Source organism: Seleniivibrio woodruffii, from assembly GCF_004339245.1.
Classification (GTDB): domain Bacteria; phylum Chrysiogenota; class Deferribacteres; order Deferribacterales; family Geovibrionaceae; genus Seleniivibrio; species Seleniivibrio woodruffii.
Genome location: NZ_SMGG01000003.1, coordinates 779,025 through 798,305 on the forward strand (window position 1 = coordinate 779,025; position 19,281 = coordinate 798,305).

General features: G+C 49.8%; 20 protein-coding genes. 15 read left to right on the plus strand and 5 right to left on the minus strand.

All coding sequences use genetic code 11. The annotated features are described in order from the left end of the window. Positions 1-31 precede the first annotated feature (31 nt). From C8D98_RS03750 to C8D98_RS03760, 3 genes are read left to right on the plus strand one after another with little or no spacing between them, the layout of a single operon-like run. Positions 32-1,336 carry a TolC family outer membrane protein gene (locus tag C8D98_RS03750; RefSeq protein WP_132872152.1) on the plus strand — a complete coding sequence of 435 codons (1,305 nt, stop codon included), beginning with the start codon at positions 32-34 and terminating at the stop codon, positions 1,334-1,336. Beyond that, positions 1,336-3,081, plus strand: a complete 1,746-nt coding sequence (locus C8D98_RS03755; RefSeq protein WP_207891235.1) for a type I secretion system permease/ATPase — start codon at positions 1,336-1,338, stop codon at positions 3,079-3,081. Before C8D98_RS03750 ends, C8D98_RS03755 begins: the two co-directional genes overlap by 1 nt. Beyond that, positions 3,078-4,394 carry an HlyD family type I secretion periplasmic adaptor subunit gene (locus C8D98_RS03760; protein ID WP_132872154.1) on the plus strand — a complete coding sequence of 439 codons (1,317 nt, stop codon included), beginning with the start codon at positions 3,078-3,080 and terminating at the stop codon, positions 4,392-4,394. The genes C8D98_RS03755 and C8D98_RS03760 overlap by 4 nt, the downstream gene beginning before the upstream one ends. Before the next feature lie 72 nt (positions 4,395-4,466). On the opposite strand, the gene C8D98_RS03765 is transcribed toward C8D98_RS03760, so the two are convergent. Next, positions 4,467-6,026, minus strand: coding sequence for a sigma 54-interacting transcriptional regulator (locus C8D98_RS03765; RefSeq protein ID WP_132872156.1), 1,560 nt, complete (start codon positions 6,024-6,026; stop codon positions 4,467-4,469). A 230-nt stretch (positions 6,027-6,256) separates the two neighbouring features. On the opposite strand from C8D98_RS03765, the gene fdxB reads away from it, so the two are divergent. Both fdxB and C8D98_RS03775 read left to right on the plus strand, forming a co-directional pair. Further along, positions 6,257-6,520 (plus strand): ferredoxin III, nif-specific, encoded by a 264-nt coding sequence (gene fdxB / locus C8D98_RS03770; RefSeq protein WP_132872158.1) that lies wholly within the window; start codon positions 6,257-6,259, stop codon positions 6,518-6,520. Positions 6,521-6,576: 56 nt separating this feature from the next. Further along, positions 6,577-6,849, plus strand: coding sequence for a nitrogen fixation protein NifZ (locus C8D98_RS03775; RefSeq protein WP_132872160.1), 273 nt, complete (start codon positions 6,577-6,579; stop codon positions 6,847-6,849). Between the two features lie 349 nt (positions 6,850-7,198). Here C8D98_RS03775 and C8D98_RS03780 read toward each other — a convergent pair whose 3' ends face one another. Beyond that, positions 7,199-8,023: an NAD(+)--dinitrogen-reductase ADP-D-ribosyltransferase gene (locus tag C8D98_RS03780; RefSeq protein WP_132872162.1), complete on the minus strand. Its 825-nt coding sequence runs from the start codon at positions 8,021-8,023 to the stop codon at positions 7,199-7,201. A 35-nt stretch (positions 8,024-8,058) separates the two neighbouring features. On the opposite strand from C8D98_RS03780, the gene draG reads away from it, so the two are divergent. Continuing rightward, positions 8,059-8,961 (plus strand): ADP-ribosyl-[dinitrogen reductase] hydrolase, encoded by a 903-nt coding sequence (gene draG / locus C8D98_RS03785; RefSeq protein ID WP_132872164.1) that lies wholly within the window; start codon positions 8,059-8,061, stop codon positions 8,959-8,961. Beyond that, a complete protein-coding gene (locus tag C8D98_RS03790) occupies positions 8,939-9,373 on the plus strand; it encodes a macro domain-containing protein (protein WP_132872166.1) in 435 nt (144 codons plus the stop codon). Before draG ends, C8D98_RS03790 begins: the two co-directional genes overlap by 23 nt. 14 nt (positions 9,374-9,387) lie before the next feature. On the opposite strand, the gene C8D98_RS03795 is transcribed toward C8D98_RS03790, so the two are convergent. Both C8D98_RS03795 and C8D98_RS03800 read right to left on the minus strand, forming a co-directional pair. Continuing rightward, positions 9,388-9,909: a hypothetical protein gene (locus tag C8D98_RS03795; protein WP_132872168.1), complete on the minus strand. Its 522-nt coding sequence runs from the start codon at positions 9,907-9,909 to the stop codon at positions 9,388-9,390. A 98-nt stretch (positions 9,910-10,007) separates the two neighbouring features. Continuing rightward, positions 10,008-10,454, minus strand: a complete 447-nt coding sequence (locus C8D98_RS03800; RefSeq protein WP_132872170.1) for a hypothetical protein — start codon at positions 10,452-10,454, stop codon at positions 10,008-10,010. A 487-nt stretch (positions 10,455-10,941) separates the two neighbouring features. On the opposite strand from C8D98_RS03800, the gene nifH reads away from it, so the two are divergent. The 8 genes from nifH (at position 10,942) to C8D98_RS03840 (ending at position 18,657) form a co-directional block, all read left to right on the plus strand. Further along, positions 10,942-11,811, plus strand: a complete 870-nt coding sequence (nifH, locus tag C8D98_RS03805; RefSeq protein WP_132872172.1) for a nitrogenase iron protein — start codon at positions 10,942-10,944, stop codon at positions 11,809-11,811. A 134-nt stretch (positions 11,812-11,945) separates the two neighbouring features. Further along, entirely contained in the window at positions 11,946-13,391 is a 1,446-nt protein-coding gene (gene nifD / locus C8D98_RS03810; RefSeq protein WP_132872174.1) for a nitrogenase molybdenum-iron protein alpha chain, read from the plus strand. 21 nt (positions 13,392-13,412) lie between these two features. Further along, positions 13,413-14,921, plus strand: coding sequence for a nitrogenase molybdenum-iron protein subunit beta (gene nifK / locus C8D98_RS03815; RefSeq protein WP_132872176.1), 1,509 nt, complete (start codon positions 13,413-13,415; stop codon positions 14,919-14,921). A gap of 4 nt (positions 14,922-14,925) precedes the next feature. Further along, a complete protein-coding gene (gene nifT / locus C8D98_RS03820; RefSeq protein ID WP_132872178.1) occupies positions 14,926-15,138 on the plus strand; it encodes a putative nitrogen fixation protein NifT in 213 nt (70 codons plus the stop codon). 19 nt (positions 15,139-15,157) lie between these two features. Continuing rightward, entirely contained in the window at positions 15,158-16,528 is a 1,371-nt protein-coding gene (gene nifE, locus C8D98_RS03825) for a nitrogenase iron-molybdenum cofactor biosynthesis protein NifE (protein ID WP_132872180.1), read from the plus strand. Further along, entirely contained in the window at positions 16,521-17,831 is a 1,311-nt protein-coding gene (nifN, locus tag C8D98_RS03830; protein WP_132872182.1) for a nitrogenase iron-molybdenum cofactor biosynthesis protein NifN, read from the plus strand. Before nifE ends, nifN begins: the two co-directional genes overlap by 8 nt. 10 nt (positions 17,832-17,841) lie before the next feature. Further along, complete coding sequence (gene nifX / locus C8D98_RS03835; RefSeq protein ID WP_132872184.1) at positions 17,842-18,222, plus strand: nitrogen fixation protein NifX; 381 nt, start codon at positions 17,842-17,844, stop codon at positions 18,220-18,222. A 3-nt stretch (positions 18,223-18,225) separates the two neighbouring features. Beyond that, on the plus strand, positions 18,226-18,657 hold the full coding sequence (locus C8D98_RS03840; protein WP_132872186.1) for a DUF269 domain-containing protein: 432 nt from the start codon (positions 18,226-18,228) through the stop codon (positions 18,655-18,657). Between the two features lie 54 nt (positions 18,658-18,711). Here C8D98_RS03840 and C8D98_RS03845 read toward each other — a convergent pair whose 3' ends face one another. Further along, positions 18,712-19,275, minus strand: a complete 564-nt coding sequence (locus C8D98_RS03845) for a MarR family winged helix-turn-helix transcriptional regulator (RefSeq protein WP_132872188.1) — start codon at positions 19,273-19,275, stop codon at positions 18,712-18,714. Between the last annotated feature and the right edge of the window lie 6 nt (positions 19,276-19,281).

Consider the following 19,281-nt stretch of genomic DNA (forward strand, 5'->3'; position numbering starts at 1 on the left):
TTCTTAATAATTTCAAACGGCGGTGGCGTTTATGAAGAGACTTATCTCTGTTTTCATCTCCCTGGCGATTCTGGCATCCTCTGCGGCGCATGCAGGCACGGGCATTCAGGAGGCCTATGAAAGGGCTCTGAAGAACGACAGCATCCTCCGGTCGGCCAGACACTATCAGAAGGCGGCTGAGGCCGTTCGTGACCAGACAAGGGCGGGACTTCTGCCCAGTGTCACAGGTCAGTACATAGCATCTAAATACGACACCGACAGATACGACAAATATGACACCAGAGACCTGAGCATAAACCTTGTTCAGCCTGTTTTCGATATGGGTAAATACCTTCAGCACGGCCAGAGCAGATATACTCTGGAATCGTCCAACGCAAAGCTGAAATCCGCAGAGTCAAACCTTATTGTGCGGGTGGTCACTGCGTACATCAACGTTCTGTATGCGAAGGACAAGGTTGAGCTGATGAAAAAGAAGCAGGACGGGGCGAAGGAACAGCTTGTTCAGGCTCAGAAGATGTTCTCCGCAGGGCTTGTGGCTGTGACCAGCATCCACGAGGCACAGGCGAATCTGGACACCGTGGGTTATGACATTGTGAATGCCGAAAACGAATATCTCAACGCAATGGTGGATCTGGAATCCATCACGGGAAAGATTGACGGAGTCAAATGCCTCGCCCGTGAGTTCGGCTATGGGGTACACGACATAGGCACCCTTGACGAATGGATCGCCACAGCAGCGGCAAACAGCAGTGACGTGGAGTATTACAGGGCGCAGAGCAAATATGCCGACGACACTGTGCGTATCATCAGAAGCCAGCACCTGCCCACCGTGAACCTGATTCTGAACTACAGAAAATCCGACCAGGTGAGCAACATAAAGAGCACCGAAACCACATATAAAAGCATAGCGGCACAGCTTTCCGTGCCCATTTTCAACGGGGGCTACACCTCCGCCCGTGTTCAGGAGAACAGGGAGCGGTTCTATCAGTCCGTCAGCGACATGAACTCCGCACTGAACGACGTTAAAAAGAAGGTGGCCGAGAGCTATACGGCACTTCTGGGAAGCAAGGCGAAAATAGCCGCTCTGGAGCGGACAGCGGCCTCGAACAGTCTGGCCTATGAGTCCAATAAAAAGAGTATGACGGCGGGTGTCGTCACTCTTGTGGACGTTATAAACGCCCAGAACAACCTCTTCGACAGCCTCTCCCGCCTGCTTCAGGCAAAATATGAATATTTTACCGGATACACCACTCTCAAGTATCATGCGGGGGTGCTTAAACCCTCGGATGTGGGATTTCTGGAATCTATAATAAACTCCGAATGTAAGGTGAACTGATGAACAGCGTCAACAAAATGCCGGGCAGGATGCCCGCAGGCGAGCTGAAAAAGATCCTGATGACATTTAAACGCACCTTTATAGCTCTGGCGGGGTTCAGCTTTGTGATAAACATGCTGATGCTCGTTCCCTCCATCTATATGCTCCAGATATACGACAGGGTACTCACCAGCCGCAACAAGGAGACACTGCTGGTAATAACCCTCATCACCCTTTTCATGTTCATCGTCCTTGCGGCGATGGAGTGGGTGCGTTCGCAGATAATGATAACCGCAGGAAACAGGATGGACGAGATGCTCTCGGGCCGTGCTTTCGGTGTTGCGTTTGAAAACGCCCTTAGAAGCGGTGCGGGAAGTGCATCGCAGGTGTTTCAGGACGTAACCGCAATAAGGCAGTTTCTCACAGGACACGGGATGTTCGCATTCATGGACGCTCCGTGGTCGCCTATCTATCTGATAGTGATATACATGCTCCATCCTTCGATAGGCATTCTGGCTACTGTTGCGGCAATATTTCTGATACTGCTTACAGTTGCAACTGAGTATCTGAGCAAAAAGCCCATCGAAGAGGCAAACACGAACTTCCGCAAGGCGACAATGTTCGCCACAACAAACTTCCGCAATGCGGAGGTCATAGAGTCAATGGGAATGCTGGGCAACGTCAGGAAACACTGGCTGCCGAAGCACCTTGCCTTCCTCAAGCTCCAGAGCGTCGCCAGCGACAGAGCTTCGGGCATATCCGCCATGACAAGGTTCATAAGGATATCCGCCCAGTCCATGGTATATGCCGTGGGCGCATATTACGTTATCAACATGGACATGACAGCCGGAGCGATGATAGCAGGTTCCATTCTGATGGGCAGAGCGCTTGCCCCGGTTGAGATGATAACCTCGTCATGGAAGGGTTTTGTTTCCGCCAGAAGCGCATACAGAAAACTGGGCGAACTTTTCGACGCCTTCCCTGAGGAGAGCGAAAAGATGAAGCTTCCCCGCCCGCAGGGAAAAGTGGCCGCCAGAGGTATATTCGCCACACCCCCTGCCGTTAACATGCAGATACTCAAGAACATATCGTTCGATGCCGAAGAGGGAGACATGGTGGCTGTTTTAGGCCCCAGCGCATCGGGCAAGTCATCTCTGGCCAGAGTGCTTGTGGGCATCTGGAAGCCCGTTTCAGGTGAAATGAGGCTTGGCGGTGCGGACGTTGCGAAATGGGATAAATCGGAAATGGGGCAGTACATCGGCTACCTTCCGCAGGATATAGAGCTTCTTGAGGGAACGGTTGCGGAGAACATCGCCCGTTTCGGCGATCTGGATTCGGAAAAGATAGTTGCGGCGGCACAGCTTTCAGGCGTTCACGAGATGATCCTCGGACTTCCGGAAGGCTATGAAACATACATTGGCGAGGGCGGAGTGGTGCTTTCGGGCGGTCAGCGCCAGCGCATCGCACTGGCAAGGGCTGTGTACGGCGATCCGGTGCTTGTGGTTCTGGATGAGCCGAACTCCAATCTTGACGAACCGGGTGAACAGGCTCTGGTTGAAACCCTTAAAAGGCTGAAACAGCAGAAAAAGACCGTTTTTGTTATAACCCACAGAACCAGCACCCTTTCTGTTGTTGATAAGATAATGATAATGAATTCCGGAACCATACAGATCTACAATACAAAGGAAGAGGTCATGCAGACCATTCAGAAAGGCATGCAGAATAAAATGGCGGCCAGACCCGCTCAGGCGGAGGTGAGGGCATGATGAAATACAGCGACGGCGAGATTAAAAGAGATTCGAAAAAATATGTGATCATCGGCCTCAGCGTGATGATTCTGGGGCTTGGTCTGTTCGGCGTGTGGGCTTTCACGGCTCCCCTCAGTCAGGGTGTTGTGGCTCCCGGCAGTCTGGCGTTTGTGGACAAGCGCAAGACGGTTCAGCATGTTTACGGCGGAACTGTAAAAGAGATTTTCATAAAAGAGGGCAGCAGGGTCAAGGCCGGACAGGTGCTTATGAAGCTGGACGATTCCTCCGGTTTTGCAAGGCTGACCGGTGTCCGTTCGGAATATTTCACAAATCTGGCTCTTGAGTCCAGACTGATGGCAGAAAGGCTTGGCAGGGCTTCCGTTCAGTATCCGAAGATGCTGACCGACAACATGGGCGATCCGGAGGTTGCAGACATCATCCGCACCCAGAACGACCTTTTCAGAAAGCGCCGTGATTCTCTGGTGAATGAAAAACGGATTCTGATGAACCAGAAACAGGGCGTTACGGAATACATAAGCCGCATGGAACAGCTTGCCCAGTCCAGAAACAAGCAGGTGGCTCTGCTTGAAAAGGAGATCGAGTCAGTCCGAAGCATAGCGGACGAGGGCTACTACCCCCGCAACAAGATGATTGAGCTTCAGCAGAATCTGCAGGGCATTGAGGCCACCAGAAGCGAGGAACTGGCCACCATAGAACGCACCAGAAGGAGCGTCGGCGAGCTTGATCTGAAAGTTCTTCAGGTTGACAGCGAGTTCAGCAAGGACGTTGAGGCCACTCTGACAGAGGTTCAGAAGAGGATAGCGGGGCTTAAAGAGGAATATAACGCCGCACAGATAACTTATAACTCAATGATAATAAAGGCTCCGGATGACGGTATCGTCCTCGGGCTTGCGGTGCATAATGCGGGCAGTGTTGTCACACCCGGCCAGAAGATTCTGGACATAGCGCCCATGCACGAAGCGCTCATTGTTCAGGCGGAGGTCATGCCCCACGATATCGATTCCGTCCGTCTCGGGCTTCGTTCAGAGGTGCGGATATCGGCTCTGGACATGCACAAAACCCCTTCGCTCTTCGGCGAGGTTATCATGGTGTCACCCGATGTGTTTGTGGATCAGAGCAGCGGACGCAGCTATTACATGGCGCAGATACGAATTCCGGAGAACGAGCTGAAAGCCAAACTTGGTTCGACACAGAGACTTCAGGCGGGGATGCCTGCGGAGGTCATTATTGAGACCGGAAAAAGAACTTTTATGGAATATCTGATGAAGCCGTTCTTCAACAGATTCGCAATGTCCATGAAGGAACAGTAAAAATTTATGTCACTCTGAGCTTTGCGAAGAGTCTCAAAGCGAGACCCCCAGGCATTGCCTCAGGGTGACTTTCTATATTTTCTTAACCTCTATACCGTATTTCGCAATGCGGTAGTTCACCTGCCGCACAGTCATGTTCAGCATTCGTGCGGCCTTTGCCTGAACCCATCCGGCTCTCTGAAGAGCTTCGAGAAGCTGGGTTTTATCGGAATCATCTTTTGCCGCCGAAACAGGTTCGTCCTCTTCGGAGGAGTTTTCCATTATGCGTGAAAGGCACATGTCGCCGCTCTGACAGGACACGTGTTCTGGTTTTATCAGTCCGTCGCCTGCGGTCAGAGCCGCTCTTTCCAGACAGTTTTCAAGCTCTCTTATGTTGCCCGGCCATGTGCAGTTGGCAAGGGGAGCCAAAGTGCTGCTGTTTATTGAAAAATTCTTTCCGTATGATTCGTTGAGACGTTCGATTATCTGAAGACAGATAGCGGGGATGTCCTCTTTCCGCTTGCGCAGGGGTGGCAGGTCTATTGTGAAAACGTTGAGCCTGTAATAGAGATCCAGCCTGAATTTTCCGGCCTGAACCGCCACCTCCAGATTTTTGTTTGTTGCGGCCAGAATCCGCACATCAACCTTTGTGCTCTCCATTGTGCCCAGTTTTTCGATGGTCTTGTCCTGAAGCACCCGCAGAAGCTTGCTCTGTGCATCAAGGGGCATATCGCCCACCTCGTCCAGAAAGACGGTTCCCCCTTCGGCCTGCTCGAAGCGTCCTTTCTTTTCGGCGGATGCTCCGGCGAATGCACCCTTGGCATAGCCGAAAAGCTCGCTTTCGATGAGGTCGGCGGGTATTGCCGCACAGTTCACCGCAACGAAAGGTTTACCGCTGCGGTCGCTGTTGTAGTGTATGGTCTTGGCCACGACCTCCTTACCCGTTCCGCTTTCGCCCCGGATGAGAACCGATGCGGAAGTGTTTGTGACCATGGTTATCTTATCAAAAACCTTCTCCATCAGCTTGCTGTTTCCCGCAAGCCCCTTGAAGCTGAATTTCGATTTAAGCTCGTTTATCAGGCTCAGATTCTCAGCCTCTATTCTGCTCTTTTCGTCTTTGATAATGCCAAGGGTATTCTGGAAATACTCGGAATTATGGAGAAACGAAGCGACCAGATTGGCTATCATTTTCATGATCTCAACCTCGGTGGCGACGCTGTTCATTTGTGAGCTGAACTTGTCCACAGCCAGAACACCCAGTGTTCTGCCTTCATACTTCAGCGGTACGGCTATGAAGCTGGTCTGTTCCTCTGCCGCCGGACGCCTGAGCCTGTTCAGAAACTGCGGCTCCTTCTCTATGTCCGGAATTAGAATAGGCACTCCGAGACGGAACACCTTGCCGACAATCCCCTCGTCACAGTTGTAGGATATGCCTGAGGAGGTTGTGTCGTCTATGCCGACGTATGCCGTCAGGTTAAGCCTGTGGGTTCGTGAATCGTGGATCAGGATAAAAGCCCGCTCAAAAGACAGCGTGTCGTGCATCTGCTTAACAACTCCGTAGAGAGCATGTCTCCTGTTGGTGGAGCTGTTAAGGATAACGCTTATCTCATAAATGGTGTTGAGTGCCGTCTTAAAATAGTTGAGATATTTCATGGATAAAAACGAGCAATATATATGCCACGAGACGACCGCCCAACGGCAGGGGCTGCGGAGGATTAATAGTCGTGAAGTGATTAAAAAATGGTCAGGTACAGCATAAAAATTATTCAGAAGACTGCATAAAACTGCCATTTAAAAGCAATGCCGGGGCTGAGAATCAAACGGCACAGAGATTGCTTGAATATGGGCGTACGCAACGACAACCGTTTTAGGAGGATAGCTAGATGGCATTCATTACGGGAATCAGAAAGAACGGAAAAGAGTGGACTCCCAAGTTCATATTCGAACTGAGCAAAGAGTCCTGCATTGCCTGCGGACGCTGTTTCAAAGCGTGTGCATACGCCTGCCTCGCACTTGAGGAATACGAAGACGATGACGGTGAAAAAACCTACATGTCTATAGTGGATGACGGCGCATGCATAGGCTGTGAGGCCTGCGCAAAAGCCTGCCCCAAAAGCTGCTTCACACACGCTCCTGTTGAAGCGTGATCTGTAATCGTGTGCCCTCCCCTCTGCGGGAGGGCGTTTTTTTATGAGGTGATGATATGGAACTGAAATATAACCAGAAGGTCAGAGTGACCAAAATGATAAGAGACGACGGAACCTGTGCGGGATGCAAAAGAGGCACCCCCGTGGCTTTCGAGGGGATGGAAGGATTCATCTGCGACATTACGGAGTTCCACTTCGAACCGGTTTACGTTGTCCATTTCCTTGAGACCAACCAGAAGCTGGGATTCCGCGGCAAAGAGCTTGAGATCATCGAGGACTATGACGAGGAAGAGGGCAGGTGGATAGTTCTGGATAAAAAGACTGCGTGAGGCTCTCAGCTCTCGCAGTGACGCCCGAAACTGTCATTATGCTGAGATCATGAATTATCAGACGGTATGAGGCTTTAAGCCTCCCTTTTATAAAGGGAGGTTTGGAGGGATTTTCTTATAAGCAGGGGAAGATGATAACTGCAGGACGTGCTTTTAATAATAGGTCACATTTGAGATTCTTCGCTGGTGCTCAGAATGACGGCTGATTTTATGTCAGTAATAGGTCAAAACTTCAGGATGAAGTTTCGTGGAGGATGATTTCAGGGCTTTGCACTGAAGTCTGACGGAACGTGAGCGCAGGGAGGTTATACCGACCGGAGCGTTGTTATTAAAAGCACAGGACGTGCTTTTAATAATAGGTAACAACTGTATCGTAGCGTCCTCCAAGGACAAGGTATTCTTTTTCGCCGACGAAGCTTAAAGAGGGCAGAACCTCCGAGAAGAAAACTATCTTTGTGAAGGGGATCTCCGAGGTAAGTATATAGTCGCCGAACTGGGATGCGATGTCCCTGTCGGATGTGAACGACACAAGTGAATTCTGTTCGATGCAGAGTCTTGTCTTGTCATATTCCTTTACGACAAGGTGTTCTGAAAGATCGTTAACTCCTCTGTAAAGAGTCAGTTTTGGCAGTTTGTCCGCATAGAAAGTCTTCAGAATACACTGAGTATAGGTGTAGAGGAGATCGAGCTGATGGAAGATAAGGTTTTTGTTGTGTTTGCTGTCCATCTTTTCGACCATGTATTCGTAATATTCCTCGCTGTTGACGTCCGGAATAATGTTTTTGTGATAAAAAGGCGTGATTCCGAATCTGCTTTCAACCCAACCCTTCATAACGGCTCCCTCGATGCTGTTGGAGTCGAAAAGCCAGCCTTTCAGAAGTCTGGTATAGCTTCCCATCTTTTTGCCGTTGTGCTTTTCGGAAAGGGAGAAGAGGGTGTCCATTGCGTTTGTGAAGACTCCGCAGGCGTTTTCGATGCTGTCGGCTTTCTGGATCGCCCTGAATATCTCGCCGTAATACTCCCACACCCCGCTTATGGTTATGGGCAGAACGTTCAGATTATATTCATTGCTGACAAACATATAGGTAGGGATATTGATGAGGTTGGAGTAGTGATAGAACCTCTTGAGATCTTTAAGCCTCGATATGCTGCTTTTTTGTTTTTCAACGCCCATATACATCAAATAGATGAATTTGCAGGAGTTTGCAAATGAAAAATGAGCTTCTGCGGAGGGCTTTGGGGAGCTATCTGGGGTTTGCGGTGGGCGATGCGCTGGGGGCGACGACTGAGTTTATGAACCCCAGAGAGATAAAAGAGGAATACGGAGTGCACAACAGGATAATCGGCGGCGGCTGGCTCAGGCTCAAGGCGGGCAGAGTCACCGATGACACCGAGATGAGCCTTGCGCTGGGCAGCAGCATCATTGAGCAGAAGGGTTTTCTGCTGACATCCGTTGCTGATCATTTTGTTAAATGGATGAAATCCAAACCTGTGGACATCGGTTCAACAGTCCGCAGGGGACTGAGAGACTACGTTACTATGGGCAGAACCGAAGCTCCGTACTCCGATCAGTCTGCGGGCAACGGAGCCGCAATGCGCAACCTTCCTGTGGTGCTCTATTGTTTTAAGGACTGGGACAGATTCGAATATATGTCTATACGGCAGGGGCGGATAACCCACAACAACGAGCACTCGGACAGGATCACCCTTGTGTTCGGCGAAATGGTGCGTGAGCTTTTCATATCAGGCGACAAGCTGAAAGCACTAGAGATAGGCAACAGGCTGGTTCGTGAGAATCCGAAGTATTCATATTCAAATTATAAAGGCGAGGCCACAGGCTACGTTATAGATACTTTTAAGACGGTGATGCATTTTTTTGCAGAGGGCGACAGTTTTGAGCAGATACTGACGGGAACCGTCAATCAGGGCGGCGATGCGGACACCAACGGCGCACTGGCGGGAATGCTGGCAGGCGCACTTTACGGTGTTAATAATATTCCTTCCAAATGGCTTAGAAAACTGGAGACAAAGGTTGTGGACTCTGTCAGCGAACAGACGGGACGGCTTTTGAATCTGGAAGTGAGGGTGCATGATGCAATTTCAAACGGGTGATCTTCTTGATTATGTGGGGAAAGCTCCTCTGGTGATAACCACCAACGGAACTGTGCGGAAAAACGGTAAGGCTAATCTGGGTTCGGGAAATGCGAAACAGGTGGGCGATGTTCTGCCGTGGCTTGATGCGAAACTGGGCTATCTGCTGGATCAGTTCGGAAACCATGTGCACCATCTGGACAGCATGGTTGTCAGCTTTCCCGTTGAACACAGCTGGCAGGAGAGGGCAGACATAGGGCTTATAAAGCGTTCGGCCATAGAGCTTGTCATGCTGGTTGACCAGATAGGCTGGGGACAGGTTTATATGCCTCTTCCGGGATGCGGAAAAGGGGGCTTGCGGCCGTCTGATGTGATAGCGGTGCTTGCGCCTCTGCTGAACGACAGATTTATAGTGCTCAATAAAAGGGGCTGAAACAGCCCCTATGACTACTCGAAATAGATGCTCTGTATATCAGCCTTGTTGACGGGAACGCTGATTATCTCACCGTTCATAAGTCTTATCTTCATTGACGGGACGGGTTGCACCGGCTGTTCCACCAGTTCGATGGACTGGTTCGACGAAGGATCGGGCACGAAAAGATTCCTTTTGCCCTTGATGCCCATGTCCAGAATCACAACCGAGTTCGAATATACCCCGCCGTTGACGGTCTGTCCGTCTGTGGTGGTGACCATGACAACGTCGGCCTTTGTGCCGCCCGCCGAATAGTAATACTGTCCCTGAAGATGTACTATCGATTTGATCTTGCTCATGGGAACTTTAAAATAGTGTCCGGTGCTTTCAAAAAGTGAGATGAAGCTGTCGCCGTTGAATCCGGCAACTGTTCCTTCAACGATATTGCCCGATTTCTGAACAGCTTTTATCCTCGCCCCGACATCCATGCCGTCGGCAAAAGACGGAATAGTTATCAGAAACACCGCAAGAAACAGAAGTGATTTTATATTGCGCATAATATCCTCCTTATTAATAATACACCTTTGCTTGTAAAAACAGCGAAATAAGAAGGATAAAAAACGGGGCTGAAAAGCCCCTGATATGAAAATAATGATTAAAGCTTGCTGACTGCCGAAGAGTCCTCAATCTCGATACTCCGGAAACGGTGCATATCCGGAATCATAAGGTTTGCGGATTCTCCGCTGACCGATTCAAAAGCGATCACTGCGCTGACATTCACTCCGCCGTAAACCGTCTGACCGTCTTTGGTCACAATCTTTACGACGTTCATCTTAGTTCCGTTTGCCGCTGTGTACTGTTCACCTGCGACGGATGTAACAGAGCGTATCTGTTCAACGGGCATTCTGAAATGCGTCCCCTCCTTGTTGATGAGCAGGACAGCTTTTGCGTCAGCCACGTTGACCACCGTGCCCTCATAAACCTTTCCGGTGGCCTTGCATACCGCCTTTATTTTGGAGCCTACTTCAAAGGCATGGGCGGCAGGGTTCAGGAAGGTTACGATCAGTAAAATAAGAAAAGTCTGTGTTAAATTGTGTAGCATATTTTATCTCCGTGTATTTTTATATAGTTGAACTTTAAATTTATGCAATGCGAAATCTGCCTCTGCGGCGAGTTTTATGCGGAAATATCTGACATTTCGAGGGAAAAAATTTGTTAAGACGGGTTGTTTGACTGTCGGGTTTAAAAAATGACCATCTGGTGACTTTTTAATCATCAATAGCTGCTATTTGAACACGTAATAAAGATTACAATTCCACTGCGCCGGACACCTTAAAGATTACGTTTGAGTCTGATGAAATCTGCAATGCCTGTTTTAAAATGATGTAAGGGACTGTTGATAAAGCATGAAAGGCGGATTGTAGCGTTTATTACAATCCGTTTTTGCTCCTTTCTGCCCAAAGAATGGACAGGAAACGGCATTTCCAGTGTCTTGTTTGTGAAAATCAATATTTATCAGTGTCTTACGGGAACTGGCACAGCCCATGCTATTTAGAAAGCGTCAACGATATAATAGGAGGAACCAAATTATGGCTCTCAGACAAATTGCATTCTACGGAAAAGGCGGTATAGGCAAATCCACAACTTCTCAGAACACTCTGGCAGCAATGGCAGAGATGGGCAAAAAGATAATGATCGTGGGCTGCGACCCTAAGGCAGATTCCACTCGTCTTATCCTCCATGCCAAAGCACAGGCAACAATCATGGAACTGGCTGCTGAAGTCGGCTCTGTTGAAGACCTTGAACTGGACGACGTTCTTAAAACAGGATTTCTTGACATCCGCTGCGTTGAGGCCGGCGGCCCCGAACCCGGTGTAGGCTGTGCGGGACGCGGAGTTATCACTGCTATCAACTTCCTCGAGGAAGAGGGTGCATATGAAGAAGATCTCGACTTCGTTTCATATGACGTTCTCGGCGACGTTGTGTGCGGCGGTTTCGCAATGCCCATTCGTGAAGGAAAAGCTCAGGAGATCTACATTGTTACATCCGGCGAGATGATGGCAATGTATGCGGCGAACAACATCTCTAAAGGTATCCTTAAATATGCCAACTCCGGCGGCGTTCGTCTTGGCGGTCTCATCTGCAACGAAAGACAGACCGACAGAGAGGATGAACTGATCACAGCTCTGGCAACAAAGATCAACACTCAGATGATCCACTTTGTTCCCAGAAACAACATAGTTCAGCATGCAGAGCTTCGCAGAATGACTTGCGTTGAGTATGACCCCAACTGCTCACAGTCAAACGAATACAGAACTCTGGCAACCAAGATCATCAACAACAAAATGCTTAACATCCCCACTCCCGTTTCCATGCAGGAACTGGAAGACCTCCTTATGGAGTTCGGAATCATCAAGGAAGAGGACGAGAGCATCGTTGGTCAGAAAAAGGTTTCCTAACCCCATAGGAATTAAAAGGAGTGGCGTGTCTGAAAAAGTGTCTTTCCCATTCGGCGGTAAGCGGCCGGATTCTTCAGGCATTTTTAAGACGCCACGTTAAAAGAAGCGTTCAGTGAAATTTAAGAGGTCAACCTATGTCTAATAAAAATGTGCATGAACACGGCGTTGAAGTTATGGAGGATATCCTTAACGGATACAACGACGCAACAGCGAAAGACAGGAAAAAGAAAATAGAGGTTGTTAAGGCCGAAGACGTTAAATGCGGCATTAACGCCAACAGAAAGATACGCCCCGGCGTAATGTCCATGAGAGGATGCGCCTATGCGGGAGCGAAAGGTGTGGTTTTCGGACCCATCAAGGATATGATCCACATCAGCCACGGTCCCGTAGGATGCGGCCAGTATTCATGGTCTGCCAGACGTAACTTTGCAAACGGCGTTCCCGGCGTAAGCAACTTTGTTACAATGCAGATCACATCAGACTTTCAGGAGAAGGACATCGTTTTCGGCGGCGACAAGATGCTGACAAACCTCATCCACGAGGCTGACAAGCTGTTTCCCCTTAACAAAGGTGTGTCCGTCCTCTCCGAGTGCCCCATCGGTCTCATCGGCGATGACATCGAGGCGGTTTCCAGAGCCACTTCAAAAGATATCGGCAAACCCGTTATCCCCTGCCGCTGCGAGGGTTTCCGCGGTGTTTCCCAGTCTCTGGGTCACCACATCGCAAACGACTCACTGCGTGACTGGATATACGAAAAGGACGTTCAGGGCGTAGAGGTTGAAGACAGCCCCTACAACGTTGCGCTCCTTGCCGACTACAACATCGGCGGCGACGCATGGAGCTCCAGAAAAATTCTTGAGGAGATGGGACTCAACGTTATCTGCCAGTCGACAGGCGACTCAACCGTAAGCGAGATCGCCAACATGACCAAGGCGAAAGTGATCCTGCTCCACTGCTACCGTTCAATGAACTACATTGCAAGGTATGTTGAAGAGAAGCACCAGATCCCGTGGGTTGAGTTCAACTTCTTCGGACCCACTCAGATCGTTAAGAGTATGAGAAAAATAGCTTCTCATTTTGATGAAACAATTCAGGCCAAGACTGAAAAGATAATCGCTGAAAAATATCAGCCTCAGTTCGACGAGATACTGAAAAGGTTCAAACCCAGAGTTGAAGGCAGAAGCTGTATGCTGTTTGTCGGCGGTCTTCGCCCCAGACACATCATCCCCGCTTTCCGTGACCTCGGTATAGACGTTGTTATCACAGGATATGAGTTCGCTCACAACGACGACTACGCAAGAACCCTTGAATATGTGGAGAATACAACCTTTATCGTTGACGACATGAACGAATACGAGATGGAAAAACTCCTTGAGAACTTCCGCCCCGACATAGTGGGTTCCGGTATCAAAGAGAAATACTCCACACAGAAACAGGGTATCCCCTTCCGTCAGATGCACTCATGGGATTACTCAGGCCCCTACCACGGCGTGGACGGCTTCAAAGTATTCGCAAGAGACATCGACATGGCCATCAACGGAGCGGTCTGGAAACACATCACTCCCCCCTGGAAGAAGTAGTTTAAGGAAAGGAGACTGAAAATGAGCGAAAAAATAAACGACCACGTTTCCCTGTTCAACGGATGCGAATATCAGGATATGTTTGCTGCGAAAGAAAAATATGAAAACGCAGAAACAGCCGCAAAAGTACAGGAAACGCTTGAGTGGACAAAAACACAGGAATACAGAGACCTGAACTTCGCAAGACAGGATCTGGTAATAAATCCCCTTAAGGCTTGCCAGCCCTCCGGCGGTCTGTTCGCCGCAATCGGTTTCGAAGGCACAATGCCCTTCGTCCACGGTTCACAAGGCTGTGCATCCTATTTCCGTTCACACTTTATGCGCCACTTCCGTGAACCCTTCCCCACGTCATGCGACGCTATGACTGAGGATGCTGCGGTTTTCGGCGGACACAATGCGCTCTATCTGGGTCTGCAGAACACATATGAGCTCTACAGCCCCAAAATGATAACAATGGTGACATCATGCATGTCTGAGGTTATCGGCGACGATATGAACTCATTCGTGAAAAATGCGAAAGAACAAGGCTTCATACCTGCGGATTTCCCTGTGACATTCGCACACACGCCCTCTTTCGTGGGCTCTCACATAGTGGGTTATGACAACACAATGCTTGCCATCCTCCAGCAGATGGGTGTTAAGAAAGAGACCAAAAATGACAAGATCAACGTCATTATGGGCTTTGACACCTACCTTGCGAACTATGAAGAGATCAAACGCATCTTCAAGCTGTTCGGAGCTGAGATAAACCTGCTTTCAGATCCTTCTGAAACGCTGAACTCACCCACCAACGGCGAATATAAAATGTACAGAGGCGGCACTCCCCTTGACGACCTCAGAGACGCTCCCAACTCTAAAGCGACACTGCTGCTTCAGAAATGGTCTATGATCAAAACTGCGGAGTTCATCGAAAAAGACTGGGGACAACCCGTTAAAGTGGTCAACCCTCTGGGTCTTGAAGGTTCCGACGAACTTATCATGGCCATTTCCGAACTCACAGGCAAGCCTGTTCCCGCAGAGCTTGAGCTTGAGAGAGGCCAGTTCGTGGATGCCATCGCCGATTCCTACTACTGGATACACGGCAAAACCTTCGGCATCAACGGCGACCCCGACATGGCATACGGTCTTGCAAGATTCGTTATGGAGATGGGCGGCGAGCCTATCCACATCCTCGTTTCCAACGGTTCAAAAGACTGGGAGGCGGAGACAAAAGAGAACCTCTCCAAATATGAGTTCGCCAAAGGTGCTCAGATATGGGCAGGAAAAGACATGTGGCACTTCCGCTCACTGCTTTTCACTGAGCCTGTGGACATGATAATCGGTAACTCCTACGCCAAATATCTCGAAAGAGATACAGGCATTGCTCTTTGCAGAATCGGCTTCCCCCTGCAGGACAGACACCACCTGCACAGATACCCTACCATAGGATACAAAGGCGGCGTGCAGATGCTGACATGGATCGTTAACCGCATGCTTGACGACATAGACAAAAAGACTATGTACACAACAAGCTACGATATCCTTCGATAAGCTTATGAAAGTTACACTCAACAAAAAGGGGGACGTATACTCGGTATACGTCCCCAAAAAAGACATGGAACAGATCGTGGTCTCCATCGAGCAGAAGGGCGCATGGGGCGGTGAATTTACTCTGGCAAACGGCTGGGTGCTGGAGTTTGAAACATTGGACGAAGTACCTGCACTGCCGAAGACAATGGAGGCCAAATTGCTCACCAGAGGGGAATGATTTCTCCGGGGAAGAAGCTATGAGACTAGCAATTCAACAGCTTACGGAAGAGCCGGGCTGTGACCATAACCAGAAGAAAACCGCAGAGCAGAAAAAAGAGGCATGCAAAAAGCCCACACCCGGCGCAACAGCAGGGGGCTGTGCTTTTGACGGAGCGCAGATAGTTCTTCTGCCTGTGGCGGATGTGGCGCATATCATTCATGGCCCCATAACCTGCTGCGGTCAGAGCTATAACAACAGAGGCACCCGCACAACAGCGGGAAACCTCCACCAATACGGCATGACCACCGACATGAGCGAGTTGGACATCGTCTTCGGCGGCGAAAAGAAGCTCAAGGCATCGGTGCGCCATGTTGCCGCAAAGTTCAAACCCAAAGCAATATTTATCTATTCAACCTGTGTCACCGCCATGACAGGCGAGGACATTCACACCGTTGCAAAGGAGATGACCGAGGAACTGGGCATGCAGGTGATACCTGTGGATTCCCCCGGATTCTCCGGAAGCAAGAACCTCGGCAACAAATTCGCAGGGAATGCTCTTTTCGAGCACGTCATCGGCACAAAAGAGCCTGAAAGCATCCCCATGTTCCCCATCAACCTCATCGGGGAATACAACATTGCAGGAGAGCTGTATCAGGTTCAGCCGCTTTTCGATGAACTGGGAATAACCCTGTTCAGCAAAATGACAGGCAACGCAGCTTATGAGGAGCTTTGCCATGCCCACCGCTCAAAGCTGAGCGTGGTCATATGCAGCCGTGCGCTGATATCCATTGCACGGCAACTGGACGAAAAATACGGGATACCCTATTTCGAAGGCTCATTCTACGGCATGGGCGAAACGAAAAGGACACTCATGAGCATTGCGGAGCAGATGGGAAGCGACCTGCTGAAAAGAAAGGTCGAAGAGCTTACCGCCCGCAAGGAGAAGGAGACTTACGAAAGACTTGCACCCTATCTGCCGAAGATGAAGGGAAAAAAGGTGCTTGTTTACACAGGCGGGGTCAAAAGCTGGTCGGTTCTGAAACAGCTTGAGGAAATGGGCATGGAAGTAATAAAATCCAGCACCAGAAAATCCACCGAAGAGGACATCGCAAGGATCCTCAATTACTTTGAAGGAAACGAAGACGGTCTGATGCCCAAAGGGGACGGAAAGACCCTTCTGAAATATATGAAGGAATATGATGCCGACCTGTTTCTTGCAGGCGGCAGGAACATGTACAACGCTATGAAAGGGCAGGTTCCCTTCGTTGACGTGAATCAGGAGAGACATTTTGCATTTGCGGGATACGAAGGTTCCGTAGTTCTGGCGCAGAAGATATGCGCCACACTGGAATCACCGGTGTTTCAGCTGGTCAAGAAGCCCGCTCCGTGGGAGGTCAGCTTTGGTTAAGATAATTGACAAGCCAATGGCCATCAACCCGCTGAAAAAAAGCTCCCTCATGGGTGCGGTCACCGCATTTCTGGGCATGCACAGGGTTATGCCGCTGGTGCACGGTGCGCAGGGGTGCATGGCGTTTACGAAGAACTTTCTCACACAGCACTATCGGGAGGTCACTCCCATGCAGTCAACGGCTGTGTTCGATATAGCCACCATCATAGGTGACGACAGCAACCTCCACGAAGGGATAAAGAACGTTATAGACAAGCAGAAGCCCGATTTTATAGGGCTTGTGACCACAGGTATGACAGAGGTTCGGGGCGATGATATCAAAGGAAGCCTTATCCGCTTCCGTGAGAAATATCCTGAATATGCTTCGACACCCGTTGTTCCCGTATCCTGCCCCGACTTCAAAGGGGATGCGGAAACGGGCTACGCCGCCGCATGTGCCGCCACCCTGAGCCAGTTCATAACACCGGAGGTGCGCAGGGACTATAAGACCAGAAAAATGGTGAACATCCTTGCGGGAATGCACCTGACAGCAGGCGACATAGACTGGCTGAGAAGGGTTTTCGAGGCCTTCGGTCTGGATGTGATAGTCTTTCCCGACCTGTCTTCAAGCATGGGCGGACAGGTGAACCACTTCTACGGACTGCCGGAAGAGGGAACTTCTGCCGATATGATAAAGAATATGGCGCATGCCGATTTTTCCATAGTGATAGGCGGCAGCATGGAGGCATCAGCGGATATACTGCTTGAAAGATGCACCGTTCCCTATAAAAAATTCGACACCCTCACGGGGCTTGAGGCATCCGATGAGTTTATATCATGGCTGATGGACTACACTGGAAAACAGGCTCCCAACTGGCTTCGCATACAGCGTCAGAGGGCTGTTGATGCCCTTCTGGACGGACATTTCAGCTTCGGCGGAAAAACCTTTTCCATAGCGGGGGAACCCGACCTGATATACGGGCTGGGCAGATTTTTCACCAAGGAGCTGGGCATACGCCTTGAAACGGCAGTCACCACAGCCAGAAGCGGAAAGTTTGAGAACCTGCCAGCAGAGAATATAATTATGGGCGACCTTGACGATCTTGAAGAGTTTTCGAAGGATTCGGATTTCATTGTGGCCAGTTCAAACGCAATACCCATGTGCCACAGGGTGCATAAGCCGCTCTATAAGGCCGGATACCCTATAAAGGACTATCTGGGGCACTTCCACAGAACATTTATCGGCTATTACGGGGCTATGCAGCTTGCTTTTGACATAGGGAACATCTGTATGACACTCGACATTGAAAAGTCGGGACACTAAGGGGGATAAAATGAAAATAGGATTCTGCACAAACGACATGGAGACCGTTGACGAGCACTACGGAAGAGCAACGAAGGTCGCCATTTACGAGATAGACGAAAAGGCCTATGCACTCAGCGAGGTCAGGGAATTTCCCGAGCAGGAGGAGGGCACGGAGCATAAGCTGGACACCGGCTCAAAGGCCGAAAAGCTCAGCGACTGCGCAATCCTGTACGTTGCCCAGATAGGCGGCCCTGCGGCGGCGCACGTTATCAAGAATAAGATTCACCCCGTAAAGGTGAACGACCCTATGCCCATCGCCGAGATTCTGGAAAATCTGAAAAAGACTCTGGCGGGCAATCCAGCTCCCTGGCTTAAAAAAGCACTCTACAGAGACAGACAGCCGGAATAACCCATGGCAAGATCATTCAGAGATGTGCTCATAACAAAGATACGTTCCCATGATCCGCATAACATCTGGAAGAACGTGGCGGACGATACGCTAATCACCCGATATTATGTTGTGACCAAAGAAGAAAAGAAGAAGATAGATGCTTTCAAGGCCATCTCTCCTGAAACGGTGGCAAAGATAAGGCTTTACTACGAGACGGTTGCGCTTGCTGTGGAGGAAAGCTGCGGACAGATGATAATAACCGTTCTCGATATTAACACAGAAGGCTTCGGCAGAGCTTTGCTTATTTACGAAGATTTTATCCTTCTCCAGAAATTCCACCGCAACGCCCACAAGTTCGGGTTTGCAACGCTTGAAGAGGTATTGGAGGAGGGGGAGAAGCTTGTGGCAAAGACTCTGGAGAACGCCGGAAGGCTTGGGGTCATCCCCGCCTGATGTCTTATTTTCGGGTGCCTTCGGGGTTTTTCAACCCCGAAGGTGTCTGACCCTCTATATTCCTCTGAAATTATGATGTCCGTGATGGCGGCAGTGTCCGAAATCGTGACCGAAATCCGCCCTGCGGTGTTCGCCGTGTCCTCTGTGTCCCATGAAATCTTCGTGGTGTGAAAGCCCTCCGCACTTTTCTTCGAGGTTTTTGGTGAGCTTGTCCATCAGTGATGCGAACTGTGCCTGCTCCTCTTCGGTGAGAACCCCGAAAAGCGAATCCGACATATCAACTATTGCCGCCTTTGATGCTTTCAATGCGTTCTCTCCTTTTTCTGTGAGGTATACACGCATGACACGCTGATCCTTCTCGTCCTGCTTCCTTTCGATAAGTTCTGTCTGAGCCAGTTTTGTAAGCATCTCCGTCATTGAAGAAGGGCGCATGTCCATCAGTTCCGCAAGCTCCATCTGTTTTGCGCCGTTGTTTTCGGCGATGATTGAGAGCAGGTGTCCCTGAGCACGATGCATCCTGTGGTCCTGAACGTCGTGAACGTGTTTGTGGCTCTCTCTGTGAACCATCCTTGCCAGTCTTATGAAAGACTTGAGTATGTTTGCCGATGAGTTGTTCATATGTAT